This is a genomic window from Methylophaga sp. UBA2496 (assembly GCF_002341635.1).
In the GTDB taxonomy this organism is placed as follows: domain Bacteria; phylum Pseudomonadota; class Gammaproteobacteria; order Nitrosococcales; family Methylophagaceae; genus Methylophaga.
Map to the genome: position 1 here is coordinate 15,109 of NZ_DDOK01000009.1, position 13,146 is coordinate 28,254.

The following is a 13,146-nucleotide window of genomic DNA, read 5'->3' on the forward strand; positions in this document are numbered from 1 at the left end:
ACAAAAGCCTGCTACAGCGCCATTCTGGCAAGAAAATCAAAACCTTGTGGAAAAATTAAATACTGAAAAAAAGCCGTAAAAGCCAATGAAATTGGCTTCAGGAACCTGCTACCTGATGACGCCGACGCTGGCTAAACACTCTGAAACCCAACAACAGGATAGCAATCAATAAATAAATTAACGGCTCGGTTTTATCTTGCTTGACCAGCATATAAAAATGCACACAAGAAAGCACGACAATCAGATAAATTAAGTAATGCAGTTTTTTCCAGCGACGCCCCCCTAACCTCTTTATCATCTTATCAGTAGACGTTATCGTTAATGGAATGAGCAGGATAAAGCTGATAAACCCGATGGTAATGAAGGGACGCTTGACAATATCCAGCCATATTTCATGCAGATCAAAAAACTGATCCAGTCCAAAATACAACAGCATATGCAGGCTGGCATAAAAGAACGCAAACAAACCCAACATGCGGCGAAATCGGATAAATTCATTGATTCCTGTGAGCTTGCGTAAAGGTGATATGAATAATGTCACCATAATAAACCGTAATGCCCATACGCCTGTATCACGGGTAATGGCTTCAATGGGGTTAGCTCCCAATTGATCCGATATCAGTGCATAGCTCAGCCAGAATAAAGGTAGTAATGAGATACTGAAAACCAGTATTTTCAGCCCGGCAACATGCTTTCTCATTAGAAATAGCGTTTCAGATCCATGCCGTTGTACAACGCTGCGACTTCTTCACCATAACCGTTAAACATAAGCGTTTCACGTTTGAGGAATTCGCCAATACGTCTTTCGCGACGTTGACTCCAGCGTGGATGGTTTACATCCGGGTTCACATTGGAATAAAAACCGTATTCACCTGCATTAGCCTGCACCCAGGCCGTTAACGGCATTTCTTCTACAAAGCGAATTCGTACAATCGATTTGATACTTTTAAAACCATATTTCCAGGGCACGACCAGACGAATCGGTGCACCATTCTGACCAGGCATTTCCCGGCCATATAACCCCACGGCAAGTAATGTCAACGGATGCATTGCCTCATCAATTCGCAAGCCTTCAAGGTAGGGCCAGTTTAAAACCCGGCGACGCTGACCCGGCATTTGCTCGGGATCATACAATGTCGTAAATTCAACAAATTTGGCTTTGGAGTTGGGTTGTGCCTGTTTTAAAAGCTCCGCTAATGGAAATCCCACCCAGGGAATGACCATCGACCAGCCTTCCACACAACGTAGACGATAAATCCGTTCTTCCAGGCTTTGCGCTTGAATCAGTTCGTTATAGTCATATTTTCCCGGCTTGTCGCATTCACCATCAATCGTCACTATCCAAGGCTCACTGCGATCCGGAAAATCAGCGGCTAACGCCGATGGTGATTCTTTATCGGTGCCAAATTCATAAAAATTATTGTATGTCGTAATGGATTCATAGGTGGTGAGCTTTTCATCAGTAGAAAAACTACTTTTTCCGAGATTGTCAAAAGATTCACCTGTCGGCGCTTTTGCTGCAAAACTTAGCGGCATGGCGCTTGCTGCTGCCAATCCGGCTGCACCATTGATAAATTGTCGGCGATTCAGATAGACCTTATAGTCAGTGACTTCAGATTCAGGAATATCCCAGGAATGTTTTTTACGAATCCACATGATTCACCTCATTGGGTTTAAAGCGTTTGGCCAACCAGTAATCCACACTGATATATCGACCAGCCCCGATAAAAAATAATGTCAGCAACATAACAAAGTACGTTGCAGCAAACTCGATACCATTATTGAGTACAACCAGACTGCCATGTTCCGTCAGCCAGCTATAATTTCCATGTTCCTGCAGGATAGATTTCGCACGATCTAACCGTTCGATTGCCGCCGGAGCATTTTCCGCAGCAAAGGCACTCATCGGATCGTGAATCGCCTGCCAGCCGTTCTTCCAATGCACACTGAAAGCCGCAACCAGCATCGTTATCATTAACGGAATACTGACCCAGCGCACTGCCAGACCCAGTAATAACAGAATGGCACCAAAATATTCAGCCCCCCAGGCCAGATAGGCCATCAGTTCAGGAAACGGTAAACCCAGGCCCCAATCCGGATTGGCAAACCAGTCAATGGTATTCTGTAAAGAACTGTCAGGATTAAAGGGGTTCCATTTGTTATTGGCAGCTACCCAGAATACCGGTATCAAGTAAGCTCTCAATAACAAGGGTGCCAGAAAATCTACGTTTCGAGTGGTATTCAATAAATGCTGTAGACTAGCGATGAATTTAACCATTTTTATAACCTCTCAGAGGAAAACAGGGGCTTAACGCCCCTGCTATTTTGGTTAATCACGATAAATTGAATCAGTTACCACCACATTTACCTTCACCGCATTTACCTTCTTTATCCTTTTTGCTGTCTTCACCACATTTGGCTTCGCCGCATTTTCCTTCTTTATCTTTTTTGCTGTCTTCACCGCATTTTGCTTCACCACATTTACCTTCTTCGTGATGTTTTGCTAACTGCATGTAACCATTGGTTAATTCAGAAGATTGGAATGGGTTGCTATCAGCCGCAGCCATTGGTGATAAAGCCAGCCCCGCAGTCATTGCTGCACTGGCAGCCAATGCAATAGAGGTTTTTTTGTTCATAGCCATGTCTTAAATTCCTTATGTTTTAAATCACATCATCAGCCCGTCTCTATAGCCCGGGCTTGTTAGCATAGACTGACGAGTAAAACGTTTGTTACAAACTAAAGTAAAATTTTTCTCAATCGATGAATTTTGTAAAGATAAATCCAGTAAACATGTCTAAACTCAGATAAATATCCTATACGAGCAGCTAAGCATGTTTTTATTTATGTATCTAACAACATGACGGAGAAGTTTGACCAGAAAGACTTTGGCGATGATGCAGCGTTAATTAAAGGCATGCTGGCCGGTGACTCAACGGCATTTGAAATAGCGGTAGCGTTGTACCATCCCAAAATGGTGATGATCGCCAAAGCTATCATTGGTGAAGCCTTTGCTGAAGAAATCGCTCAGGATGCGTGGATTTCGGCTATCGGCTCACTGGCAGATTTTGGGGGGCGAAGCAGTTTGTATACCTGGCTGGTGCAAATTACAGCAAATGCTGCCAAAACCAGGTTACGCCGGGAAAAACGCCAGGTGTCATTAGATGAAAACTGGCAACAGCTTGATACAGATGACCGTTTTAATCATAAAGATCACTGGCGAGAGCAAGTTTCACAATGGGATATTGATACCCCTGAAGCAATCATTGCCAATCATCAGCTCAAGGAAATCATTCAGCAAACCTTTGCCCAACTGCCGCCACAGCAACAAGCGGTATTAACTATGTATGATCTGGAAGGTGAGTCAATGCAGGAAATCTGTAACATTCTGAATATCTCTGCGTCCAATGCAAGAGTGTTATTGCATCGTGCACGCTCTGCGATACAGCAAAAAATCCATCAATATCAGGAAAATAGTTAATATGCTTAAATGCCGTGACATCGAAGCAATGGCCAGTGATTATCTGGATAAAGATTTGTCATTTCAGCAACGCATGGCATTCAAGTTACATTTGTTTCTTTGCCATAACTGCCGAAACCATGTACGTCAGTTAAAAACCACCATACTCAGTATCCGACAATTGCCAGCAACCCATGCGGTGATTGTTGACGACAAAATGAAAGCTATGGCCAAACATCTTCAGGAAAACGCCAGCAAACAATAAATGTCTGCTGGCACTGAATAATCTCTATTTCTGATACTTTTGTTTCCACTCGTCATAAGACATGCCATAGACATGTTCACGGGCAGCATCATAATCCATTTCCACGCCCTTTTCTTCTGCCGCGGCCAGATACCATTTAGACAGGCAATTACGGCAAAAACCTGCCAGATTCATTAAATCAATATTCTGTACGTCAGTACGTTCCTGTAAATGTGCAACCAATCTGCGAAATGCCGCAGCTTCCAGTTCAGTTTGTGTTTGTTTGTCCATCTTCATCCTCTTCATATAAAAAACAATTAACCTGATGGCCATTTTCCAGCACCGTAGTGGATGGATACTGATCATGGCAAATTGGCATCACCTGCTGACAGCGTTGATGGAAATGACACCCTGCAGGTGGATTGGCGGGCGAAGGTAATTCGCCCCTGACCGCAACCTGCAGATGTTGCTTATTCAAATCCGGTACAGCGGCTAATAAAGCCTGTGTATAGGGATGTTTAGGCGAATCCAGCACTTGCTTGCGAGTACCCTGTTCGACAATTCTGCCCAGATACATTACAGCCACCCGATGCGCCAGATAATCCACTACACCGATATTATGCGTAATAAATAAAAACGACAGCCCAAACTCATGTTGAATATCACGCAGTAAATTCAGAATTTGCGCCTGCACTGAGACATCCAGCGCACTGGTAGGCTCATCACAGATAATGACTTCAGGTTCAGTCGCCAGCGCACGAGCAATACAAATCCGTTGACGTTGTCCCCCGGAAAATTCATGGGGGTAACGATGTCGGATATCCGCACGCAGGCCGACACGTTCAAGTAATGAATCAACATATTCAGATCTGGCATCAGGATCTTTTCGAAACCTCGACCTGTCTATCGCTTCTTCAATAATCTGCTCAACGGTCATCCTTGGATTCATTGATGAAAATGGATCCTGAAAAATGATCTGCAACTGACCCCGGTAAGGTTTTAATTCACGTTGAGATAGCCGGTTTAGCACTTTCCCCTGAAAACTCACTTCACCAGCAGTCACCTTAACCAGCTGTAAAATGCCTTTACCCACCGTGGTCTTGCCGCAGCCGGATTCGCCCACCAGTGCCAGCGTTTCAGCATTATGTAATGTCAGGTTGACACCATCCACCGCTTTAACGTGACCCACCGTGCGCTGCAAAATACCTTTGCGAATGGGGAAATGAATTTTTAATCCCCTGACATCAAGCGCATGCACCTGTGAGGGAACCACATCTGATAGGTGTGAAGCATGTAATGGTTTGATTGCTTCAGCTCGTGAAGAAACTATCGCAGAGTCATATAAATGACAACGGACACCTGTTTGTTCCGTTTCAATCCATCGTGGCTCATGCTGATGACAATGCTCCCAGGCATGATCACAACGCTCAGCAAACCGGCAGCCAACAAAATTCTGATTTAACGGCGGGACATTGCCTTTAATCACTGTTAAACGTTGTTCACGTTTTTGTTCACCGGGCAAAGCTTCAAAGAGTTTTTGTGAATACGGGTGTTGGGGATGTTCAAAAAATGTCTGTCTGTCTGTCTGTTCTACAATTTGTCCGGCATACATCACAGCAATGTGATCCGCCATCTGGGCTGCCACACCAAGATCATGCGTTATAAGTAAAATCGCCATCCCGGTATCACGCTGAATCTGTTTAAGTAAATCCAGTATCTGTGCCTGAATGGTGACGTCCAATGCTGTGGTGGGCTCATCCGCAATCAATAACTCCGGCTCACCGGCTAATGCCATGGCGATCATCACACGCTGCTTCATGCCACCAGACATTTGATGTGGGTATTCTTTAAGGCGTCGCAGAGGATCAGGTATACCAACAGAATCCAGTAAGTTCACACTGCGCTGCTGTATATCCTGTGGCGATAATTTGAAATGCCAGCGCAATGTTTCACCGATCTGCTGCCCAATGGTCAATACTGGATTCAGAGAACTTTGTGGTTCCTGAAAGATCATAGCGACCCGTCTGCCCCGAACCGACTCCATTTCTGCTTCGGAAAGTTTGAGCAGATCCTGACCATTTAAATTGATTTCACCTGCCACAATCTGACTGGCTGGGTAAGGATTCAACCTCAACAGGGACAATGCACTGATGGATTTACCACAGCCTGATTCGCCGAGTAAGGCAAAGGTCTCGCCTTGCTGGAGGGTAAAATCGATACCATCAACCGCTTTAAAAGGCTGATCTTTACTGGCAAACCAGGTTTTGAGACCTTTAACCTCCAATAATGCCGTCGAACTCATCGTGCCCTCTGCATTCTTGGATCAAAGGCATCGCGTACCACATCGGCAAATAAGTTAGCGGCCAGTACCAACATGAACATCGAGATAAATGCTGCAGTTAAAGACCACCAGACCACCGGTTCACGGCCCATTTCAAGTCGTGCACTGTTAATCATATTGCCCCAACTGATCATTGATGGGTCAACGCCGACCCCGACATACGACAACACAGCTTCAGCCAGCACCAGTCCACTGAAGTCCAGCACCACAGTAATCAAAACGATATGCATCAGGTTTGGCAGGATATGGCGATGCAGGATATTCAGATTACTTACCCCTAATGATCGGGCAGCCAATACATATTCGGCTTCGCGTAATTTGAGTGTTTCACCCCGCAGGATACGGCACAGGCCTGTCCAACTTGTGACACCAAGTATCAAACACAAAAACAGCAAACGGATATCTGCCCTTTCGGCAATGGTGGCAAAGTTTTCTGGATGCGTATTCATATACACCTGCAACATTAATACTGCAGCTGCGATTAATAACACGCCGGGAATAGAGTTTAAGGTAGTGTAAATATACTGAATAACGTCGTCAACCCAGCCTTTGAAATAACCCGCGCTGATACCCAGGAAAATAGCCAGCGGTAACATTATCAGTGTAGTCAACGTGCCAATCGCCAGCCCTGTTCTGATGCTTTTCAGCGCCTGATACAGGACACTTTGCCCGACTTTATCCGTGCCAAACACATGGTAATACTGGCTCAGCATTATCAATGTAATGCTTAACCAGCTCAGCAGAAAAATCATCAGATAAAAGGTGCGGATCGGATAATCGGACTCTCCGCGCAGCAGCCGTTTGAGCTTAGCAAAAGCGGGATGCCGGTAACGTATCTTCCAATACAGAATATAAAAAACGATCAGCAGCGCTGTGAAGATGACAGCTGTATACGTGCTTTTCGCCACAATCCTGCTGACATCAGCCCATTTTTCTGTTTCAGTTGCCAGGTGTTGGGCGGAATGCTGTAAGCGTGGATAGTTGTATTCCAACTGCCCGCCCTGCACGACTTGCATTTCCTTGACAAATAAATGGGTTGCAAACGGCGCAGAATAAGTTTTTTCAACCTGAGTACGGATGGGCGTTATCAGCCAGTCCAGTACACTAAGCACTTCAGTTGAATAATGTTGCTGTGTATTGCTCTCAGACGCTAATGCCGTTCGAAAATGCAATGAATCGAGAAAACCGATACTGACATAACTCAATAGGATAATGATGGAAATGACACCGCGTTTACGCTGCATCACCATAATCCAGGGAGCACGTAAATGCGGTTTACTACGCAGGTAGAATATCCCAGCCGTTATAACAGTCAGCAGAATGAAAATCAGAATGTCGGTCCACAAAAATACCGGCAGAAAGGGCATGGCTGTCCTTAGGTTGATTTTCTGAGGCTGGAAATATCCACTTTAAGTGCTTTCGGTAACGAGAAAGCAATATTTTCAATCTGGCCGGTATCTTCAGTAACCGCCTCAACGCCCAGCATTTTGAGTTTATCAACCACAGCCTGGACCAATGATTCAGGCGCAGATGCACCGGCAGTCAAACCAATATTCTGTTTGTCTTTCAACCAATCCAGACGTATTTCATCAGCATTATCGATAAGATAAGACTCTGTACCAAGTTTATTAGCTAACTCTTTGAGTCTATTGGAGTTTGAACTATTGATTGAGCCAACCACCAGTACCAGATCACAATTTTCAGCCAAACGTTTTACGGCATCCTGACGATTCTGTGTGGCATAACAAATATCATCTTTACCTGGGCCAATGATGTTTGGAAAACGCTCTCGCAACGCATCGATGACCAGCTTGGTATCATCCACAGACAAGGTGGTTTGGGTTACAAATGACAGATTATTGGGATCATTGACTTTTAATTTCGCCACATCTTCCGGTGACTCGACCAGATACATTGCTGTGGGATCAGCCGTATATTGTCCCATCGTGCCTTCCACTTCGGGATGCCCGGCATGCCCAATCAGAATGCATTCACGAGCCACTTTTTCATGTTTGGCGACCTCAAGGTGTACTTTAGTCACCAAAGGACAGGTCGCATCAAATACTTTCAGACCACGCTGTTTACCCTCTTCCTGCACCGCTTTGGAAACACCATGCGCACTGAAGATTAATGTGCTGTTATCGGGTACATCAGACAATTCTTCAATGAAAATCGCGCCTTTATTACGCAAGTCTTCAACGACTGTTCGGTTATGCACCACTTCATGACGTACATAGATCGGCGCACCAAATAGCTCCAAAGCACGCTCTACAATCTCAATAGCGCGATCCACTCCAGCACAAAACCCCCGAGGATTGGCTAAAACCAGTTTTGCCATTTACAACACTGCCTTTGGATAAGAACCTAATACACGAAAAACTGAGGATTCCGACTCCAGTTCCTGTAACGCACTGGCAACTACGGGATCCTGACAATGGCCGTCAATGTCGATAAAAAACACATATTCCCAGATACCTTTCCGTGAAGGTCTGGACTCAATACGACTCATACTAATACCTTTGTCAGCCAAAGGTTTGAGTAAGTTTTGTAACGCACCCGGTTTATTTTTTGTCGAAACCAGTAACGCTGTTTTATCCACGCCTGATGGGCCGACATCCTGATTACCGATCACCAGAAAGCGGGTGGTATTCCCTGCTTCATCTTCAATGTTACTGGCCAGCACTTGCAAGCCATAAATTTCAGCGGCCGTACTTGCAGCAATTGCAGCGCAATCCTCACCCATTTCAGCAACACGTTTCGCCGCCTCGGAGTTGCTGTCCAGTGGAATCAGTTCCACTTGGGGAAGTTGATCACCCAACCATTGCCGGCATTGTGCCAAGGCCTGAGGATGAGCATAAACCTTTTTTATATCAGATAATTGCGATGCATTGCTCAATAAGTAATGATGAATACGCAAGGTCACTTCACCGTTGATTTTCAGTGGCGAACTGGCGAATCTGTCAAGCGTATGGTTGACCATGCCTTCTGTGGAGTTTTCAACCGGTACGACCCCATAACAAGCGTATTCTGTTTCAACGGCCCGAAATACATTGGCAATGGTGCTGACCGGATGTAACTCAGCGGAACCACCAAAATGTTTTAACGCTGCGGCCTGGGTAAACGAACCTTCAGGGCCTAGGTAAGCCACTTTTAAGGTTTTTTCTGCTGCCAGACAGGCGGACATAATTTCACGAAACAATCTGGCCATTTCTTTATCTGATAACGGGCCGGTATTGCGTTCCATTACCTGTCGCAAAATCATCGCTTCGCGCTCAGGCCGATAAAAATCGGTTTGCTCGCCGGACTGCTGTTTTATTTCGGCAACCTGATGCGCTAAAGCCGTACGTTCGTTTAATAAATCCTGTAACTGCCTGTCGACTTTATCAATCTGTTCACGAACGGCTTGAAGGGCTTTTTTTTCGGACATGGTTAACCAAACCTGCGCTCAAATTCAGACATAAACCAGATGAGTTTATCAACACCGGCTTCAGGCATAGCATTGTATATGCTGGCTCGCATTCCACCCAAATCCCGATGTCCCTTAAGCGTTAATAAGCCTTCTTTGGCTGCATCTGCCAGAAATTGTTTATCCAGATCACTGTTGGCCAGCGTAAACGGAATATTCATCCATGAGCGATAGCGTATATCCACTGGATTGGCATAAAAATCACTGCCATCAATAGCCGCATACAATTTGGCCGCTTTACGCTGATTGATTTCAGCCATGCCCTGTAAACCACCCTGCTGTTTCAGCCACTGAAACACCAAACCAGCAAGATACCAGCTGTAAGTAGCCGGGGTGTTATACATTGAGCCATTGTCCGCATGAATTTTGTAGTCAAACATCGTCGGTGTACCCGGCAAAGTTTTACCAATCAAATCCTTACGCACAATGACAATACACAAACCGGCCGGACCGATATTTTTCTGTGCACCAGCGTAAATCAGCCCAAAACGATTGACATCAACCGGACGTGACAGAATGGTTGATGACATATCAGCAATTAAAGGGGTATCCCCTACTTCCGGAATGTCAGCAAATTCCAGCCCATGAATAGTTTCATTGGGCGTGTAATGCACGTAAGCCGCATTATCAGACAACTGCCACTCTGTTTCATCGGGAATGGTTCGATAATGCGATGGCTTGGCATCAGCGACCACATTCACTTTAGTATAGCGGCCTGCTTCAGCAATGGCTTTTTCTGACCATGCCCCGGTATTAAAATAATCTGCATGGCTTTTACCATTAAGCAGATTCATCGGAATCATCGAAAACTGGCTTGATGCTCCGCCTTGCAAAAACAGCACCGCATACTCGTCTGAAATTCCCATCAAATCACGTAAATCAGCTTCGGCTTGTTCTGCGATAGAAGTATATTCCGGCCCCCGGTGACTCATTTCCATCACCGACATGCCTGTGCCATGCCAGTCCAGCATTTCCTGCTGGGCAATCAGCATCACTTCGTCCGGCAACATCGCTGGGCCGGCACTAAAATTATAGGCTCTCAAAGTGCTTATTCTTCCGTTAAGTCGTCAGTATGTGGCAGGTCATCCAGATCAAGATCTTCATCTTCGTCTTCGATAACACGTTCCAGACCCACCAGTTTTTCATCATTACTGAGATTAATCAGGCGAACACCCTGCGTGTTACGACCCACCAGAGAAACATGTTTAACCGGGGTACGAACCAGCGTACCGCCATTGGTAATCAACATGATCTGGTCTTCTTCACAGACTTGCACTGCACCCACCACCTGACCGTTACGGGCAGAGGTCTGAATCGAGATAATGCCCTGACCACCACGACCCTGGACACGGTATTCTTCCAGGTTAGTACGTTTACCGTAACCGAATTCGGTTGCGGTCAGAATGGCACCTTCCTGCTGGGCAATAATCAGTGAAATAATCTGTTCCCCATCGGCCAGACGCATGCCACGAACACCGCGAGAAACACGGCCCATGGAACGCACATCGGTTTCAGGGAAACGAATAACCTTGCCGTTGCTGCTGAACAGCATGACGTCAGATTCACCACCGGTTAATGCCACTCCAACCAGCCGGTCATCATCTTTCAGATCCACGGCGATAATACCGTTAGCTCTTGGGCGTGAATAATCGACTAATGGGGTTTTCTTGACGGTACCGCTCGCCGTTGCCATAAAGATAAACTTATCTGCTTCAAACTCACGGATTGGCAATACCGCATTAATACGTTCGCCTTCATCCAGTGGTAACAGGTTCACAATCGGCTTACCACGGGCTGTACGACCGCCTTGCGGCAATTCGTAGACTTTCTTCCAGTAAACCTTACCGGCACTGGAGAAGCACAATAAGGTGTCATGGGTATTGGCAATAAACAGATGTTCAATGAAATCTTCATCTTTCATTGAGGTCGCTGCTTTGCCTTTTCCGCCTCGACGTTGTGCCTGATAGGTATCCAGCTGCTGCGTTTTGGCATAACCGGCATGCGATAAGGTCACCACCATTTCTTCTTCGGTGATCAGATCTTCCAGCGTCAAATCCAGATGGGTATCCAGAATTTCGGTACGACGGTTATCACCATATTCTTCGTTAATGGCCACTAATTCCTGACGAATAACAGCCATCAGATTATCCGGGTCACTCAGAATCGCCAGCAGGTCACGGATTTGATCCAGAACCTCACGGTATTCCTGCAGGATTTTGTCCTGTTCCAGCCCCGTCAATCTGTGCAAACGCATATCCAGAATGGCTTGCGCCTGAACCGGTGATAAATAATATTGGCCATCAACCAGACCGAACTCAGCGGCCAAATCTTCCGGACGTGAAGCCTGTGCACCAGCGGCACCCAGCATTTCCAGAATCATTTCACTTCGCCAACCCTGGGATAACAGGGCTTCTCTGGCTTCAGACGGGCTTGGTGACGCTTTGATCAGCTCAATAACTTCATCGATATTGGCAAGTGCGGTTGCCAGACCTTCCAAAATATGTGCACGGTCACGGGCTTTACGCAGTTCATAAATCGAACGACGCGTGACGACTTCACGGCGATGACGGATAAAGGCTTCAAGAATCGGTTTCAGGCCCAGTGTGCGTGGCTGACCATCAACGATTGCCACCATATTGATACCAAACACCGTTTGTAACTGGGTTTGCTGGTAAAGATTGTTCAGAATAACTTCAGGAACATCACCACGTTTAATGACGACCACCATCCGCATGCCATCTTTATCAGACTCATCACGCAGTGCGGAAATACCTTCAATTTTTTTCTCTTTGACCAGTTCGGCGATTTTTTCCAGCAAGCGGGCTTTGTTTACCTGATAAGGCAGCTCGTGAACGATGATGCTTTGCTGGCCCGTCGCTTCATTGGTTTCGATCTCAGCGCGGGCACGCATATAAACACGGCCTCGACCGGTTTCATAGGCTTCGGCAATGCCGTTGGCACCATTGATAATACCGGCGGTTGGAAAATCCGGGCCCGGTACATACTGCATTAACTCACGGGTAGTGACACCCGGCTCATCAATAATCGCAATACAGGCATTGAGAATTTCAGTCAGATTATGCGGCGGGATATTGGTTGCCATACCCACGGCAATACCGGATGAGCCGTTAACTAATAACGCCGGAAAACGGGTTGGCAGGACAGCCGGCTCAGATTCGGATTCATCATAGTTGGGAATGAAATCGACCGTTTCCTTGTCCAGATCGGCCAGCATTTCGTGGGCGATTTTCGCCATGCGTACTTCGGTATAACGCATTGCGGCAGGAGGATCACCATCGACCGAACCGAAGTTACCCTGACCATCAACCAACATGTAGCGCATCGAAAATGGCTGAGCCATTCGCACCATGGTGTCATATACCGCTGTATCACCATGTGGGTGATATTTACCGATAACGTCACCGACAATACGAGCAGATTTTTTGTATGGGCTGTTCCAGCTGTTTCCTAATTCACGCATGGCGTACAAGACGCGACGGTGAACAGGTTTCAGGCCGTCCCGGACATCCGGTAAGGCGCGACCTACGATAACGCTCATAGCGTAATCGAGGTAGGACTGTTTCATTTCATCTTCGATACTGATCGAGTCCAGTTCCAGAGCAATCTCAGACATTTA

The 13,146-nt window shown here is 46.2% G+C and carries 13 protein-coding genes; 2 read left to right on the forward strand and 11 right to left on the reverse strand.

The window, feature by feature from the left end; all coding sequences use genetic code 11:
* Positions 1 to 97: 97 nt before the first annotated feature.
* The 4 genes from B2W60_RS13205 to B2W60_RS13220 form a co-directional block, all read right to left on the reverse strand.
* Positions 98 to 700 (reverse strand): sulfite oxidase heme-binding subunit YedZ, encoded by a 603-nt coding sequence (locus tag B2W60_RS13205; protein ID WP_292359271.1) that lies wholly within the window; start codon positions 698 to 700, stop codon positions 98 to 100.
* A complete protein-coding gene (gene msrP / locus B2W60_RS13210) occupies positions 700 to 1,656 on the reverse strand; it encodes a protein-methionine-sulfoxide reductase catalytic subunit MsrP (protein ID WP_292359270.1) in 957 nt (318 codons plus the stop codon). Before msrP ends, B2W60_RS13205 begins: the two co-directional genes overlap by 1 nt.
* Positions 1,643 to 2,278: a DoxX family protein gene (locus tag B2W60_RS13215; protein WP_292359268.1), complete on the reverse strand. Its 636-nt coding sequence runs from the start codon at positions 2,276 to 2,278 to the stop codon at positions 1,643 to 1,645. The genes msrP and B2W60_RS13215 overlap by 14 nt, the downstream gene beginning before the upstream one ends.
* Positions 2,279 to 2,348: 70 nt before the next feature.
* Entirely contained in the window at positions 2,349 to 2,642 is a 294-nt protein-coding gene (locus tag B2W60_RS13220) for a low-complexity protein (protein WP_292359267.1), read from the reverse strand.
* Between the two features lie 216 nt (positions 2,643 to 2,858).
* Between B2W60_RS13220 and B2W60_RS13225 the strand changes: the two genes are divergently transcribed.
* Positions 2,859 to 3,479, forward strand: coding sequence for an RNA polymerase sigma factor (locus B2W60_RS13225; protein ID WP_292359266.1), 621 nt, complete (start codon positions 2,859 to 2,861; stop codon positions 3,477 to 3,479).
* A 1-nt stretch (position 3,480) separates the two neighbouring features.
* A complete protein-coding gene (locus B2W60_RS13230) occupies positions 3,481 to 3,723 on the forward strand; it encodes a zf-HC2 domain-containing protein (protein ID WP_292359264.1) in 243 nt (80 codons plus the stop codon).
* 24 nt (positions 3,724 to 3,747) lie between these two features.
* On the opposite strand, the gene B2W60_RS13235 is transcribed toward B2W60_RS13230, so the two are convergent.
* From B2W60_RS13235 to gyrA, 7 genes are read right to left on the reverse strand one after another with little or no spacing between them, the layout of a single operon-like run.
* Complete coding sequence (locus tag B2W60_RS13235) at positions 3,748 to 3,993, reverse strand: DUF1244 domain-containing protein (protein ID WP_292359263.1); 246 nt, start codon at positions 3,991 to 3,993, stop codon at positions 3,748 to 3,750.
* Complete coding sequence (locus B2W60_RS13240; protein ID WP_292359261.1) at positions 3,971 to 6,004, reverse strand: ABC transporter ATP-binding protein; 2,034 nt, start codon at positions 6,002 to 6,004, stop codon at positions 3,971 to 3,973. Before B2W60_RS13240 ends, B2W60_RS13235 begins: the two co-directional genes overlap by 23 nt.
* Positions 6,001 to 7,410: an ABC transporter permease gene (locus B2W60_RS13245; RefSeq protein ID WP_292359260.1), complete on the reverse strand. Its 1,410-nt coding sequence runs from the start codon at positions 7,408 to 7,410 to the stop codon at positions 6,001 to 6,003. The genes B2W60_RS13240 and B2W60_RS13245 overlap by 4 nt, the downstream gene beginning before the upstream one ends.
* A gap of 8 nt (positions 7,411 to 7,418) precedes the next feature.
* On the reverse strand, positions 7,419 to 8,381 hold the full coding sequence (ispH, locus tag B2W60_RS13250; protein ID WP_292359259.1) for a 4-hydroxy-3-methylbut-2-enyl diphosphate reductase: 963 nt from the start codon (positions 8,379 to 8,381) through the stop codon (positions 7,419 to 7,421).
* The gene (gene pheA / locus B2W60_RS13255; RefSeq protein WP_292359258.1) at positions 8,382 to 9,470 is read right to left on the reverse strand and encodes a prephenate dehydratase; all 1,089 of its coding nucleotides are present in this window, start codon (positions 9,468 to 9,470) and stop codon (positions 8,382 to 8,384) included.
* Between the two features lie 2 nt (positions 9,471 to 9,472).
* Positions 9,473 to 10,552: a 3-phosphoserine/phosphohydroxythreonine transaminase gene (gene serC, locus B2W60_RS13260; RefSeq protein ID WP_292359257.1), complete on the reverse strand. Its 1,080-nt coding sequence runs from the start codon at positions 10,550 to 10,552 to the stop codon at positions 9,473 to 9,475.
* A gap of 5 nt (positions 10,553 to 10,557) precedes the next feature.
* On the reverse strand, positions 10,558 to 13,143 hold the full coding sequence (gene gyrA / locus B2W60_RS13265; RefSeq protein WP_292359256.1) for a DNA gyrase subunit A: 2,586 nt from the start codon (positions 13,141 to 13,143) through the stop codon (positions 10,558 to 10,560).
* Positions 13,144 to 13,146: the final 3 nt, after the last annotated feature.